The sequence below is a fragment of the Clostridium intestinale genome (assembly GCF_035905475.1).
GTDB classification, from domain to species: domain Bacteria; phylum Bacillota; class Clostridia; order Clostridiales; family Clostridiaceae; genus Clostridium_T; species Clostridium_T intestinale.
The window spans coordinates 1,683,016-1,698,944 of record NZ_CP121166.1 but is presented as its reverse complement, the minus strand read 5'-3'; the positions used below and the strand labels follow the sequence as shown (position 1 = coordinate 1,698,944).

Genomic DNA, 15,929 nt, shown 5'->3' with positions numbered 1-15,929 from the left:
TATTATAACTTAAGAGAACTTAGTAAAGAGATGATGTTTTAAATGAACATAGAAAGTAAAAATGAATACAAAAACAGAGGATTAATATTGGCTATTGTAGTACTTCTACCCTTTATGGGAACTTTGGATAGTACAATAATAAATGTTGCATTACCTGCAATGGTAAAGATATTTGAAGTAAACATGACATCTATTCAATTAATAGTAATTTCTTATTTAGTTACAATAGTTAGTACAATTTTGTTTTTTGGACGCTTAGGAGATATAAAAGGAAAATCTAAAATATTTAATTTAGGATTGCTAGTTTTTACTATAGGATCATTGTTATGCGGATTATCAAAAAGCTTCAGTACCTTAGTTGTTTTTAGAATGATTCAAGCGTTAGGAGCCTCAGCAGCTATGGCAAACAATCAAGGGATAATAACTCAGGTATTTCCAGCCAATGAAAGAGGGAAGGCACTTGGGATAAATGCAACCTTTTTAGCGCTTGGAACAATGCTTGGTCCTGCACTTGGAGGTTTTGTAATCTCCTATTTAAGTTGGAACTATATATTTTTTATAAATATACCAATAGGAATAGTTGCAGTAATTATGGGATTTAAAATTCTACCTAAAAGAATAGAAGACAAAAAGGAAAAAATTGATTATTTAGGAGCAGGAGTATTTGGAGCAAGTGTTATATGTCTATTCTGTTCATTATTGGTAGGGCAAAGAGTGGGATATGATAACTATTTGATAATTTTAGGTTTTATAGTAGCAATATGCTTATTCTGTGTATTTATATATATAGAAAAAAAGCTTAAATATCCTCTTATAGACCTTTCGTTGTTTAAAAACTCACTTTTTTCAGTGGGGATATTGTGTACCTTTATATGTTATGTTGCATTTAACAGCAATAATATGGTTCAACCCTTTTATCTTCAAGATGTATTAAAAATGAGTCCAAGTTATGCTGGAATGATTATGATGATTTCACCAATAATAATTACAGTACTTGCACCTTTTAGTGGACATTTATCTGATAAAATTGGTTCTGAGTCATTAACTTTAGTGGGATTAGCGCTAATGGGTTTAGGGTTAGGATTGATGGCAACCTTAAATGAAAATTCAAGCTTGTATTCTTTGATTATATTTATAGCCTTATTAGCAGTTGGAAACGCACTGTTTTTATCACCTAATAACTCTCTTGTTATGTCTTCAGCTCCGAGCAATAAACTAGGAATTGCAGGAAGCATTAATGCTTTTGTGAGAAACTTAGCTCAAACCTCAGGAGTTGCCATGGCTACATTGCTTTTATACTCTTTTATGAGTATAAAGATGGGAGAAAAAGTATATGGATATGTTGAGGGAAGAAGTGATGTATTTATATATGGAATGAGATATGTATACATCGTAGCTGCAACTATTTGTTTAGTTGGGGTTTTAATTACTGGTTTTAGATTAAAAAGAAATAAAAATTAGAAGATTTATATAGTGGAATATTGAGAAAGCACTCTATTTTGGATTGATAGAGTGCTTTTAGGTTTAAATTACATTATAGCGTTTTAACAAATCTTCTATTATGGTTCCAGAGATTTTTTTAAGTCCTATTTTTTCTACAATACCTACAAAAAACGGAACCTTCATATCAGTAAGTTTCTTACCATCCATCATTTTTGAAGTAGCATCTAGTAATGCTCTTACATCATAACAAGAATTAAATACTTCAGGTACTCCACGGTCAACATCAAGAAGTGTATAAACGGCTTCCATAGCTGTTCTTACAGAGTATTCTGTAGTAAATACTGTGTCACGAACAGTGTCTGAGAATTGTCCAATAAATGCAAAGTTTACACTTCCTTCTGGAACAACTTTAGGTCTATCTCCTTCTGTTCTTGGCATAAAGAAAGCAGTTATATATGGCATCATACATGGAATACAGCGAGCTGAATTTAGAGCCATGTCATGAATTTGAGCTTCTGGAACGCCTAAGTGATATAACCATTCCTCAGTGATTTCAAGACCTGTACATTCTCTCATAGGTTTTTTAATATAGTTTCCAGGAACATCTAAAAATAATCCATATATCCAAACTACAAGCTGATTTTTAGGTTGTTCTTTAAAATGTGGCTGACGGTTTAAAGTATAGCTCATAAGCCAGTTTGAGTCCTTTACTGATATTATTCCACCTGTTACAACCTTTCCGCTAAAAGGATCTCTTTTGCAGACTTTTTCTATATATGGAGGTATTTTATCATCAAGAGTAGTTACTGTTGCAGATTCCCAAGAAGTTGCCTTAGTATCAGTACAGAACTTATCAGGATGACCAAATGACGGATCTTGTTTAGATATGTTTCTCCAAAGTTCCCAACAGCCACCAGGAGAATCATTAAATGTAGGAGCATGATCATTATCTCCTAAGGTTGAATTTTCTGTACAGCTACCATTTGTAACAAATACTAAATCATCCTCTATTAAATCAATAGATTCTTCCTTTCCTCCTCTTAAACATACAATTTTGGTAGCAACCTTTTTACCTTTATTTATATCAAAAACAACATTAGTTACTTTAGTATCATATTGAAAATTAACACCATGAGCTTCAAGGTATTTTATCATTGGAAGTATTAAAGATTCATATTGATTGTATTTAGTGAACTTTAATGCAGAGAAATCAGGAAGTCCTCCAATATGATGAATAAACCTTTGAAGATATAACTTCATTTCTAAAGCACTATGCCAATCTTCAAAAGCGAACATGGTTCTCCAATATAACCAGAAATTAGAAGCAAAAAAATCTTCAGTGAATACATCAGTAATTTTTTTGTCATATAAAGCTTCATCAGTAGTCATAAATAGTTTCATTATTTCCATTGAAGCTTTTTCAGATAAAGTAAACTTATTATCTGTATGAGCATCTTCACCTCTATTTATAGTTGCTCTCATAAGAGAATAGTTAGGATCTTTTTTATTAAGCCAATAAAATTCATCTAAAACAGAAGCGTCTTCAGTTTCAAGTGAAGGGATAGATCTAAATAAGTCCCATAAACACTCAAAATGATTTTCCATTTCACGTCCGCCTCTTATAACGAAGCCTTTTTGCACATCATTTATACCATCGCAGGCACCACCTGCAATATTTAGTTCTTCCAAGATATGAATATGTTCACCTTTCATTTGACCATCACGAACTAAAAAACAAGCAGCAGCTAAAGAGGCTAAACCTGACCCTACAAGATAAGCTGATTTTCTATCAACATCTTTAGGTTTTTGAGGACGAGCAAATGCCTCATAATTTCCATTACTATAATACATTTTAAATACCTCCCAAATAATTATCTTTACCTTACAAGTAAATGATAGAAAAATTAGGGAAAGGTAACAATAGACAATAATGATGGGATGACTAAAATTCATACATTTACATAGGATTGTCTAAATATGTTTATCTGTTCTAAACTTCTCTAAGGCCTTAACGATATCACCGTGAATTAAAGTGTTAACTTTTTCTATAATTGAAGATGGATTTTCTCTCATACCTTTAGAAATCCATTCAAGCATAAGACCTACAAAAGCATATTTATAGAAATTTGCAATAAAAGCTTTATCATCCTCTCGTACGGGTATACCAGAAGCCTTTTCTTCAATGACACCAATTAAAAGTGTATATGTTTCATTATAAAGAAAATTTTCTAGATGTTCTCTGTTTAAAGAATGATAAGTATTTATAACAAAGTTATTATTTTCATATACATATTTAAAAATTTCATTAAAACCTTGCTGCCAGGTATCATAGGTTTTTTTGTTGCCTAAAGCTCTTGAAGCTTCACTAGTATAAATCCATTCAACAAGATCATATATGTCTTTAAAATGATAATAGAAGGTTTGTCTATTAACTTCACAATCGTTTGTGATATCTATAACAGTAATCTTATCTAAAGTTTTTTCAGCCAAAAGTTTTTTAAGAGATGAGGCAAGAGCCTTTTTAGTGGTTTGTGCCATAAATCTTCCTCCAAATACAAATTTCCTAATATAATAATAACCTAAGATTTTAAACTTAGGGCATAATAATGTTAGTATAAGTTTAAAATTAACAAAAATTTGAAAAGTATAGTTTTTATCTAACTGAGTATTTAACATAAATGAGTGAATAGAAATACTACAATGATATTATTGTAAATAAGTTGCTATAGGAACTATTAAATTAGATGTTATTTTTATATAGATATGTTAAAATACAATATATTATAGAAATTCTAGAATATCACATGGAAGGATTCAATAAAACTTGGAGGCGAACCAATTCAATGGGGGCAAATAATAAAAATCTTAATGAAATGTTAGAAAATTTAAAAAAGAATAAATATAAATTTGAGGAAGCTACTATTGAGTTCGCCCATGAAGTATATTCCTTATGTGTAAAGGAAAAACATGAAAGGGGCATGGCTTTTGTACTAAATTTTTTAGGAAGAGCTTACTCTGATATGAGTAAATATGAAAAAGCAATGGAATACTTATTTACTTCTATTAGAATTGCACGAAAACATGGGATAAATGATATACAAATAAGATCGTATATAAACATAGGCAATGTTTATTTTGATATGGGAGAATATGAAAAAAGCTTTGAACACTATAATTCAGCGAAGAATCTTACACCAAATCTTAAAGAAGGAAACAATTATTATGAAGATTCTAGTTTTGAGTTATACGCAGCAAAAATTTATAACAATATGGGGGAAGTATACAGAGAAGTTAAATGTTATGAAGAAGCTTTAATGAACTATAATAAAGCATTAGATTTTTATAATAATATGGAGTATAAGGATACATTAGGAATAGGAATAGTGTATACCAATTTAGGAAATATAGAATATCAGCTTGGTAACTATAACAAAGCACTTGAGTATTTAAATAAATCCTACAAGTATTTAACTAATAATGAATATAAAATTTCTATAGTTGAAGCTTGTGGCTTATTGGCATTAGTTTATGAAAAGCTTGGAGATTACGAGAAGTGTGAGAGATATTTTTCAGAAGCTTTTTCTATAGCAGATGAAATTGACTATGCCTATATTAAAATAGAAGTTCTTATGGATTACAGTAATTTTCTTGAAAATATAGGTAAATGTGATTTAGCAATTGAGACACTTGTTGAATTATATAAAATCTCCATAGAAAATAAACTTTATGCAAAAACTATGGAAATATGCAAAAGAGTTATAAGTCTATATGAAAAAATAGAAGATATTCATAATGCAAATAAATATTATAAACTATACTTTGAAAATGAAAAAATGCTTGAACCCATAGAATTAGAAAATAGAGCAAAAAATTTAAGAATAAAGATTAAGGTAGATAATCTTGAAAATGAAAATAAGAACATAACAGAAAAAAATGAAAACTTTAAAAGAAGAGCTGATGAACTAGTAGAAATTATAAAAAATATTTCAATAATAAGTGAATTAGGAGAAAAGATTACAACAACATTAGATTTAGATAAAATATTCGAAATGATTTATGATACAATCAAGGTTTTTATGAAAGTTAATACCTTTGGGATTGGAATATATAATGAGGAAAAAAGAAAAATAAAATATCACTATTATATAGAAAATAAAGATAAAATAAAAGTTAGTGAAACTGATTTTAATAATAGTTCAAGCATGGCAGTAAGATGCTTAAGAGAAAATAAAATCATAGTAATTAACGACATGGTAAATGAATATTTAAACTATATAGAAGATGTAAATTATATTAATAATAAGGATAATGAAGAGCTTAATTCAGCTATTTTTTGTCCTTTAATAATAGACAATAACATAATAGGTGTACTTACCGTACAGGCAATTGAAAAAGACTCATTTACAATGCTTAAAGTTGAAATGATAAAAGCACTTTCGTCATACGCAGCAATAGCAATAAATAATGCAATAAAATCAAAAAGTTTATTCATTGAAGTTGAAGAAAGAAGAAAAGTTCAAAAGCAGCTAGAAGCTACAAATAATCAACTAAAGTACTTATCTGAATATGATGGATTAAGTAATATACCAAACAGGCGTAAATTTGACTTTGTAATTTGTGATGAATGGGAGAGAGCTAAAAAGAAGAGAAATAGTATATCCATAATAGTTTTTGATATAGACTGCTTTAAGCAGTACAATGACAACTATGGGCATACTGAGGGAGATAACTGTATTATAACAATAAGCAATGAACTTAGAAAATCCTTAATTAAGGATTATTTTGCAGCAAGATATGGTGGAGATGAGTTTGTTATTATACTTCCAAACACAGAATTAGAAGAAGCAATAAACTTTGCTGAAAGTTTTAGAAAAAATGTAGAGAATTTAGGACTAGTTCACGAATTTTCTAGGGCGTCTAACTTTGTAACTGTGACATTAGGGGTATCCTCTGTAGTACCAAATGACTATTTAGCGTATATTGAGCTTATAAAAAAATCAGATGAAGCCCTATATGAAGCAAAGGAAAAAGGAAGGAATCAGGTAGTTGGATTATTTTTGTAAAAACAAATGATTTTATGTATAAACATACAAATATTATAAAACACGTCTTAAGGCGTGTTTTTTACATTTATTAATCTATATAGTTAAACTCAAAAAAACTATGTAGATTGATAAATAATAATAGGAAAAATTATTACATATTATTACACAATTCTACCAATTATTGTTGTTTTTTACCTTGAACTTTGATAGAATTTTATTTAGTCAATAATTTAACTTAATTTTTTATAAAAAGACCTGCTTTATGTAGGTCTATTTTTAAGAGATAAAATAATATATTAGAGGTGATTTTTTGTTAAAATTATTTGATAGATTTGTCAAATATTTAAGGAAAAATACAGAGGATAAAATTAATAAATACCTAGATAAACACAGGATAAACCCTATTAGAGAGTCATTAAAAATAGCACTTCTTTATGGAATTGTTAGTATTTTATGGATTTTGACTTCTGATGAGATTTTAATTAGAATTTCAGGAAGTATTGAGAGATATAAAATTCTTCAAACTTATAAAGGTTTGATGTTTATATTTATTACTACGCTAGTGATATTTCATTTAGTATTTATTAGAATGAAGGTATTAGGTAAGGTTTTAAATAAAATTGGAACTAGTTACGATGAATTAAGTACTGCACATGAAGAACTAATAGCACTAGAAGAAGAACTTAGGGAACAATTTATTAAGTTACAAGAGAATAAAGATGCCCTTTATAAAAGTGAGCAAAGATATGGACTTGCCGTTGAAGGAGCTGATTGTGGTATATGGGATTGGGATTTAATAGAAAATCAAGTGTATTTTTCAGCTTTGTGGAAGAGTTATCTTGGATATGAAGATGATGAGATAAAAAATACATATACTGAATGGGTAAATCTTCTTCACCCTGAGGAAAGAGATGAAGTAACACTTAAAATCAATAACTATACTTTATCAAAAGAAGGATCCTATGAAAATACATATAGAATGAGATGCAAAAATGGTGAATATAAATGGATATTTAGTAAAGGGAAAGCCATAAGAAATGAAGAGAGAAAAGTAATAAGAATTGCTGGATCTCATACAGATATTACTGAAAAGAAGTTATTAGAGGACAAAATTAGCTCTATGGCATATATTGATAAGCTGACAGAACTTCCTAATAGACTTTTATTTGAGGAAAAAGTAAATGAGTTAATTGAAGTAAAAAAGCTTACAGATGAAGGTTTTGCATTAATATATATGGATATAGATAACTTTAAACATATAAACGACATGTTAGGACATGAATTTGGAGACTTACTTTTAAAATATATAGCTAATATTTTAAAAGATTTTATTAAATCCCCTAACTTTGTTGCAAGATCTGGTGGAGATGAATTTGCTATAATCTTTGATAACATTAAAGATAGAAAAAGTGTAGTAATTGAAGTTGAGAAGTTATTAAAAGAGCTTAGAAGAAGCTGGAATATAAATAGTCAAGATTTTTATGTTTCTTATAGCGTAGGTATATCTGTTTATCCAGAGCACGGAATAAACCTCTCTTCACTATTTAAAAGTGCAGACATTGCAATGTATTATGTTAAAAAGGGAATGAAAGATAACTACTGCTTCTATTCATTAGAAATAGAAAATAAAAACTTGAACTTGATTAAAAAAGTCAATTATTTAAGACAGGCAATAAAGAAAGAAGAGTTTTATCTTCTTTATCAGCCAATAATAGATTTAAATAGTGGGGAAGTAATTGGGGGAGAGGCGTTAATAAGGTGGAATCATCCTATTATTGGGAATATCCCACCTATGGAATTTATACCTTTAGCTGAGGAAAGCGGTTTAATAAACGATATAGATAAATGGGTATTAGAAACTGTTTTAACGCATAAAAAAGAATGGAAAGAAAAATTAAATTCTAATATAAAGATATCTATAAATATGTCAGGAAAAAAAGTTACAAGTGATAAGGTAATAAACGAAATAAGAAATTTATTAAATGAGATGAATATAAATCCTAAAGAGATACAATTTGAAGTTACAGAAACCTCTATAATGGATGATTTAGAGCATTCAACTTATATTTTAAGGAAAATAAAAGAGCTTGGAATAGGTATAGCCCTTGACGATTTTGGTACAGGATACTCTTCATTAACCTATCTAAAAAAACTACCTATAGATATAGTGAAATTAGATAGAGAGTTTATAAAAAGCGTTATAAACAAAGAAAGTGATTTAGTAATAGTTGAGCATATTATTAATCTTATACATGATTTAAATTTAGAGATTGTGGCAGAAGGAATTGAAATAGAAGAACAACGTTTGATTTTAAGAGAGAGAAAATGTAACTATGGGCAAGGTTATCTATTTAGCAGACCAATAGCTAAGGAAGAATTTGAGAAACTAATAGTTTCAAAAGACAATAAATAGAATATTCGGAGGTGAAATTTATGCTCCAAATAGATAAGCATAATATGGATTTCATAAAAGATAATCCTAATATTGTAGAAAATTTATATGATACTTTAAGAATAGTTGACCCTATTAAGAAAAAAGTTCTACAATATAACGAAGGGATTTTTATAGAAAAAGGAGAATCTTGTTTTAGTGAAAGAAATAAAAAAACGGTATGCGATAATTGTATTTCTATGAGAGCATTGATTAGCAATAGCACTTGTATGAAGATAGAAAATATTGAAGATAAAACTTACATAATTTCTGCAATTCCTACTAATATGAATGGGAAAAAGGTTGTAGTTGAACTAATTAAGGATGTAACTAATAGCCTTTTTTATTCAAGTTGTGTTAAAGAAGAGGATTGTACAGTTAATAATATACTTGAAGATATGAAAAAAATAGCTATAGAAGATAAACTAACAGGATTACATAACAGAAGATTTATAGATGAAAGGCTTCCTAATGATTTAAATTATTGTATCAGAAGTGGGAAACCTATATCAGTTATGATGATTGACTTAGATTATTTTAAAAATATAAATGATAACTATGGGCACATTAATGGAGATATTGTACTTAAGAAGATTTCAAAATTACTAAAAGGATGTTTAAGAAATGAGAAAGACTGGATAGCTAGATATGGCGGGGAAGAATTCCTAGTATGTTTTCCAGGAGAAGATAATTATGAAGCTGTTAAAATAGCACAAAAGATGAGAGAAAAAATAAATAAAACAAAAATTAAACTTAGTGATAATGAAATTATAAAGGTTACTGCTTCCATTGGAATATATACAGTAAATAATGACAACACTACAGTAGAGGAAATCTTAAAATGTGCTGATAATAAGTTGTATGAAGCCAAAAATAGTGGAAGAGACAAGATTGGTTATTAATAAAAATAGTTTATAATTTATAAATGCAAAATAATAAAGGTGTTAGAAAGGTATTTTTAAAATACCTTTCTACCACCTTTTATAAACTAGATATTAAAAATTCTTGCAATAATTTATACAATTGGTTAACCATTTAATAGTACACTCTTCTCGTAAAATAGCTCCATCTAGGACAATGTAATCCCCAAATTTATTGCTATTTGAGGGTGGTACAGTTTCGTAACGGTCCTTTTGTGTATGTAAAAAAGCAAGTCTTTCTTGATGTTGAAATAATTGATGTTCTAGAAGCTCCATTCTAGTATCTACGTCTAAATTATTTGAAAAATACATTCTAAGACGAAAAATATTCTTGGGAGTAGGTTCCATAGGTTCATCTTTTTTTAGCCATCTTAGAAAATCTTTCCTTCCTTTTTCTGTTATACTATAGACCTTTTTTTCCAAAACATCCCCACTTATTTCTATATCAAAAACTATAAGGCCTTCATCCACTAACTTCTTTAATTCAGGATATATTTGGCTATGCTTTGCACTCCAAAATTCAGCTAATTGAAAGTTGAACTCTTTACCTATATCATAACCTGTCATAGGCATTCTATTTAATAATCCTAAAATTGCATATTTAAGTGTCCTCATAAACTTACCTCTTTCTTTAACATGTATTAATTATAACATGATTTCTACAAAATACAATTAGAGCAACATGTGACAAAATCAGAAAGTTGTCTCAATAGAAAATGGTATAAATAAAAACATGTAAATATTTATATATTGTTATTTACATGTAAGAATAGTTGTGATAATATTAACATGAAATTGTAGTTAAATTAACAAATTTATTAAGGGGGATTCTTTAAATGGAACTAACAAAAAAAAGGTGGATTATTCTAATTGCAAGCTGCTTTATTAATCTATGCATTGGATCAATGTATGCATGGAGTGTGTTTTCAGCTCCTATGGCTGGGCACTTAAGTCAAGTTACTGGTCTTACTTTAACGGCGGGTACTTTAGCTATCGTTTTTACAGTTACAAATTCAGTTGGTCCCATCACTATGATTACAGGTGGAAAAATCAATGATACCTTTGGACCTAAAATAGTTATTTTTGTAGGTGGAATATTTTTTGGAGCTGGGATGATTCTATCTGGTTTTGCTAATAGTTTAGGTATGCTTATACTTGGATATGGTATTTTAACTGGTCTTGGGATGGGAATGGTTTATGGATGTACCATAAGTAATTCAATTAAGTTTTTTCCAGATAAACGTGGACTTATTGGAGGAATTACAACTGCATGTTATGGATTTAGTTCAGTAATAGTACCTCCAATAGCAAATATATTAATAAGTAATTTTGGAGTAACCTCAGCATTTAAAATAATAGGTATAGGATTTTTAGTTATTGTATGTGTTTGCTCATTTTTTATAGAAAAGTGTCCAGTTGGTTTTATACCAGAAGGATGGACACCACCAGTTGCGCAAAGAAACCAAGGAAAACAAAACGATAAAGACTGGAAAGGGATGTTATCAAGTCCTATTTTCTATCTAATGATATTAATGTTATTATGCGGAGCATTTGCTGGTTTAATGTGTACTTCTTTAGCTTCACCAATAGCTCAAGGAATGATTGGAATGTCAGTTGCAGCAGCAACTACTGTAGTATCAACCTTAGCACTCTTTAATACTGGTGGACGTATTTTAGCAGGATATGCTTCAGATAAAATAGGAAGAAACAATACACTAACTCTAGCATTTATTCTAGCTACTTTTGGACTTATGTGTCTATATTTCTCTGGAGAAGGAGATGTAGCAAAATTCTACGTAGGAATAATAAGTGTAGGGGTTTCGTTTGGATCTTTTATGGGCGTTTTCCCAGGCTTCACTGCAGATCAGTTTGGTGCAAAAAATAACAGCGTTAACTATGGAATAATGTTTATTGGGTTTGCAGTATCTGGTTATTTTGGACCAACAGTAATGAAGAATGTATATGCAACAGATCATAGTTATCAAAGAGCATTTTTAATAGGCGCCGTATTTTGTATAGTAGGATTAGTATTAACTTTTGTTTATCGTACGGTTCATAAAAGAATAGTACAAGCTTAAAAGTCACAAAAATGAATAATATTTTAACAAAATTTGAAGTTGTTAATTAATTATATATCAATAATAAATGAAATAAAAATATAAATGAATGAACAAGGAGAAAAAGAAATGGAAAGAAAATACCCTAATTTAAGTAAACCAATTAAAATTGGAAATGTTACATTTAGAAACAGAATGTTTTCAGCACCAATGGGAGGAACAGATATAACAGCAGATTGCACTATTGGGCCTGCATCTACAGCTTTTTATGAACTAAGAGCTAAAGGTGGCGCAGCTTCAGTTACTGTAAGTGAGGTTGTTGTACATCCTAAAACAGAAGCTTCTCATATGTACCATTTAGATCTTGAAACTGTAGGCTCACTTTCAAGCTTTACTTATACTGCAGATGCTATACGCCGTCATGGAGCAATAGCAAGTGTAGAGTTATCACATTCAGGTCAATATGCAGGAACTTATTTAACTGACAAAAACAAAAAAGAAGGATTAGCTCAATGGGGACCAAGTGAAGGAGTTCGCCCAGATGGCAGACCAGTAAAAGAACTTACTCAAGAGCTTATTGATGATATAGTTGCGGCTTATGGAAATACAGCTGCCCTAGCAAAAAGAGCAGGATTTGAAATGGTAATGATTCATGGAGGACATGGATGGCTTATAAATCAATTTTTATCTCCATATTTCAATAAAAGAACAGATAAATACGGTGGATCATTAGAAAATAGAGTGCGTTTTGCGAGAGAAGTTATTTCTAGTGTTAGAAAAGCTGTTGGACCAGGATTCCCTATAGAATTTAGAATGAGTGGTTCAGAATTATTTGAAGGTGGCTATGACCTTAAAGAAGGGGTTGAAATAGCTAAGCTTATAGAATCAGAAATAGATTTATTGCATGTATCAGCAGGAACTTACCAAAGAGGATTTGGAGTAACACATCCTTCTATGTTCTTGAAGCATGGTTCTAATGTTTATCTTGCAGAAGAAATTAAAAAGCATGTAAGTGTGCCAGTAGCTACTATTGGTGGATTAAATGATCCAGAGACAATGGAAGAAATAATAGCAAGTGGTAAAGCTGACGTTGTTGAAATGGCTCGTGCACTTTTAGCTGACCACGAACTTCCAAAGAAAATCGTTAGAAATCAAGATAAAGATATTGTTAAATGCTTAAGATGCTTTACATGTATGGCTGAACGTGCTATGACATCTACAAGACGTTGTACAGTAAATCCTTTAATAGGACGTGAATTAGGTGGAACAGAAATAATTCCAGCACCTGTTAAACGTAAGGTTTTAGTAGCCGGAGGTGGTCCAGGAGGACTTGAAGCTGCAATTACAGCTGCAAAACGTGGACATGAAGTAATTCTTTGTGAGAAATCAGATGAATTGGGGGGAATTCTTAAAGGAGAACAAGCACTTCCATTTAAATATGAAATGTATGAACTAGGAGTTACCCTTGGTAAATTAGCAAAAGATGCTGGGGTTGAGATTCGTTTAAATACAGAAGTAACTAAGGAATATGCAGAGAAAGAAAATGTAGATGCAATAATAGTAGCAGTTGGATCAGAACCATTGGTACCACCAATACCAGGTTTAAAAGGAGATAATGTAGTAGTAGTTAACGACTATTACCTAGAGAAAGATAAGGTTACAAATGATGTTGTGGTTTTAGGCGGTGGATTAGCTGGTTCTGAAGCTGCAATACACCTTGCTCAAGAAGGAAAAACTGTACACCTAGTAGAAATGAGAGCTGAACTTGCACCAGATGCAAATATAAGACATCGTCCAATATTATTAAGTGAAATAGAAAAATGCAATATCCATGTTCATACAGAATATAAAGGACTAAAAGTCACTGAACAAGGTGTTCTATGTGAAGATAAAGATGGTAATGAAATACTTGTACCAGGAACATCTGTAATCTGTGCATTAGGACAAAGAGCTAGAAGAGCAGTAGCCGAAGAGTTAATTGATGCTGCGCCTAATGTTATAGAAATTGGTGATTGTGTACGTGCATCAACTATAACAACAGCAGTATATCAAGGATATCACGCTGCACTTGATATATAAATATAACTATTTCCCAGGAAATGGAATTGAATTAATTTAGTTTAACTAATTTTTGTAGAATTACAGGGACTGATATTATTTTTTATAGATAATATCAGTTTCTTTTTCTATTCATTTAAATACTAAATACAATAGTGGTATAATATGGTTAAAGATTACTATTATATTAAAATAATATGGGAGATGAATAAAATGTGGATTTTGGTAGCTTTATTTTCTCTTCTTACAATAGTTCTTTTTTCTGGTAAAGGAGGATTTTTAATAGCTGGTTATAATACAGCCAGTAAAGAAGAGAGAGCAAAATATAATGAAAAGAAATTAGGTTATGTTATGGGATCTGGAATGGGGGTTATTACTATTATATTAGCTATTCTTGCAATTTTTAAAGAAAACACTCCGAAGATTTTATATTGGCTTATGCCGATTGCAATTATTGCAGTAACTGTAGTTATAATGATACTCTCTAACACCATTTGTAAAGAAAAAATTCCAAGACCTATTGAGGAAGTTAAAGATATAAATACAGGGAGGACAATAAAATATACATTGATTTTTCTTGTTATCTTATTTGCCTCTATAGGATTTCTTTTAACCACTGGAGATATAAAGTTCCATTTAAATGAGGAAAATATCCAGATTGAAGCCTCAGATTGGCCAGATAAGTCTGTTGATTATAAAGAAATTAAATCTATAAAGATAATGGATAATATTGATATAGGACGAAGAACAAACGGGATGGGTAGCATTAAACTAAATGAAGGACATTTTAGGAATTATCAGTTTGGGGATTATATTCTTTATTCCTACACTAAATGTAAAACTTATATAGTAATGGAAACAGATTCAGGTACCTTAGTAATAAATGCTGAAAATAAAAGTGATACTGAGAAGCTTTATGAGGATATTATTGAGAAAAGTGAAATTAATAAATAGGAGGAGATAGATGATTGATGGGCAAGAACCTATAGTAGTAGAATTTCCTTTAAGGGGAGAATGGCTCTCGCCTAATACTCCTGGGGCAAAAATTCCAAGCCATGGAACAGATAGATTAGGAGCAAGATATGCTTGTGACTTTGTACAAGTAGATTGGGAAAGAAAAGGGCTGCCTGCTTATAGAGTAAGCTTGTTGAAATACCTTCTATTAGGTGTTCCATTAAATGAATATTATTGTTGGGGTCAAGAAGTATATGCTCCTTGTGACGGAGTAGTTATTAAAGTAGAGGATGGTTATAAAGAAAGAGGGCGAACCAATTTGTTTTTGGATATACTAAGAGCTTATAAAAACGCTCATTATTTCGATCCTAGAAAAAATGATATACAATCAGTTGCTGGCAACTACATCATTATGAAAGTTAGTAACCAAGTATATGCTGCACTAGTACATCTTCGGACTGGATCAATTAGGGTTTCAGCTGGCGAGAGAGTCAAAAAAGGTGAAGTTATTGGTAGAGTTGGTCATTCAGGTAATTCATTTGGCCCCCATCTCCACTTTCAACTTATGGATAGTAGTGATATATCTACTGCAAAGGGATTGCCTTTTGTATTTGAAAAATATGAAGTATTCCAAAATGGTGAGTGGAGAAATGTATCTAATTGTATTCCAACAGATAAAGATAGGATAAGGTTTAACTTTTAAATATCACCAATGTTATAATTAGTCTATATTGATACTTTAATTAGTATTACTCATTTAAATTTTAATATATGGAGGGTGGATATGATATTAAAAGAGTTTGGAAATAAAAATAATCCAGTTATCATTTCAAAACTACTCCATGATACCATAAAAGGTAGTTCTTTAAATGTTATTGAGAAAAGTGGTCATGGGGAAATTAGTTTAATTAATACAGATAGATACATTGACTTATTAAAACATTTCTTTGAGAATACTACAAATTAATGGAACTCCTTTGGGGTTCCATTTAAATTTTCATATAATTATTTTAAATCTCTT

General features: G+C 30.2%; 12 protein-coding genes. 9 read left to right on the top strand and 3 right to left on the bottom strand.

Annotation, left to right across the window (positions count from 1 at the left end):
* Positions 1–42: 42 nt before the first annotated feature.
* Positions 43–1,461, top strand: coding sequence for an MFS transporter (locus P8F83_RS08805; RefSeq protein ID WP_326514309.1), 1,419 nt, complete (start codon positions 43–45; stop codon positions 1,459–1,461).
* Positions 1,462–1,524: 63 nt separating this feature from the next.
* Here P8F83_RS08805 and P8F83_RS08800 read toward each other — a convergent pair whose 3' ends face one another.
* Together P8F83_RS08800 and P8F83_RS08795 are read right to left on the bottom strand one after the other, a co-directional pair.
* A complete protein-coding gene (locus tag P8F83_RS08800; protein WP_326514308.1) occupies positions 1,525–3,294 on the bottom strand; it encodes an oleate hydratase in 1,770 nt (589 codons plus the stop codon).
* 120 nt (positions 3,295–3,414) lie between these two features.
* Positions 3,415–3,981, bottom strand: coding sequence for a TetR-like C-terminal domain-containing protein (locus P8F83_RS08795; RefSeq protein WP_073019578.1), 567 nt, complete (start codon positions 3,979–3,981; stop codon positions 3,415–3,417).
* A 305-nt stretch (positions 3,982–4,286) separates the two neighbouring features.
* On the opposite strand from P8F83_RS08795, the gene P8F83_RS08790 reads away from it, so the two are divergent.
* The 3 genes from P8F83_RS08790 to P8F83_RS08780 all read left to right on the top strand — a co-directional run bounded on the left by P8F83_RS08790 (position 4,287) and on the right by P8F83_RS08780 (position 9,821).
* Entirely contained in the window at positions 4,287–6,506 is a 2,220-nt protein-coding gene (locus P8F83_RS08790; RefSeq protein ID WP_326514307.1) for a sensor domain-containing diguanylate cyclase, read from the top strand.
* Between the two features lie 292 nt (positions 6,507–6,798).
* The gene (locus P8F83_RS08785; protein ID WP_326514306.1) at positions 6,799–8,901 is read left to right on the top strand and encodes a bifunctional diguanylate cyclase/phosphodiesterase; all 2,103 of its coding nucleotides are present in this window, start codon (positions 6,799–6,801) and stop codon (positions 8,899–8,901) included.
* A 20-nt stretch (positions 8,902–8,921) separates the two neighbouring features.
* Positions 8,922–9,821 carry a GGDEF domain-containing protein gene (locus tag P8F83_RS08780; RefSeq protein ID WP_326514305.1) on the top strand — a complete coding sequence of 300 codons (900 nt, stop codon included), beginning with the start codon at positions 8,922–8,924 and terminating at the stop codon, positions 9,819–9,821.
* Between the two features lie 93 nt (positions 9,822–9,914).
* On the opposite strand, the gene P8F83_RS08775 is transcribed toward P8F83_RS08780, so the two are convergent.
* The gene (locus P8F83_RS08775) at positions 9,915–10,454 is read right to left on the bottom strand and encodes a PadR family transcriptional regulator (protein ID WP_315111621.1); all 540 of its coding nucleotides are present in this window, start codon (positions 10,452–10,454) and stop codon (positions 9,915–9,917) included.
* 221 nt (positions 10,455–10,675) lie between these two features.
* On the opposite strand from P8F83_RS08775, the gene P8F83_RS08770 reads away from it, so the two are divergent.
* The 5 genes from P8F83_RS08770 (at position 10,676) to P8F83_RS08750 (ending at position 15,875) form a co-directional block, all read left to right on the top strand.
* Positions 10,676–11,917 carry an L-lactate MFS transporter gene (locus P8F83_RS08770; RefSeq protein ID WP_326514304.1) on the top strand — a complete coding sequence of 414 codons (1,242 nt, stop codon included), beginning with the start codon at positions 10,676–10,678 and terminating at the stop codon, positions 11,915–11,917.
* A gap of 108 nt (positions 11,918–12,025) precedes the next feature.
* The gene (locus P8F83_RS08765; protein WP_326514303.1) at positions 12,026–13,975 is read left to right on the top strand and encodes an oxidoreductase; all 1,950 of its coding nucleotides are present in this window, start codon (positions 12,026–12,028) and stop codon (positions 13,973–13,975) included.
* Between the two features lie 192 nt (positions 13,976–14,167).
* Positions 14,168–14,908 (top strand): DUF3784 domain-containing protein, encoded by a 741-nt coding sequence (locus P8F83_RS08760; RefSeq protein WP_326514302.1) that lies wholly within the window; start codon positions 14,168–14,170, stop codon positions 14,906–14,908.
* Positions 14,909–14,918: 10 nt separating this feature from the next.
* Positions 14,919–15,611, top strand: a complete 693-nt coding sequence (locus P8F83_RS08755) for a M23 family metallopeptidase (protein WP_326514301.1) — start codon at positions 14,919–14,921, stop codon at positions 15,609–15,611.
* A gap of 81 nt (positions 15,612–15,692) precedes the next feature.
* Positions 15,693–15,875, top strand: coding sequence for a hypothetical protein (locus P8F83_RS08750; protein ID WP_326514300.1), 183 nt, complete (start codon positions 15,693–15,695; stop codon positions 15,873–15,875).
* Positions 15,876–15,929: the final 54 nt, after the last annotated feature.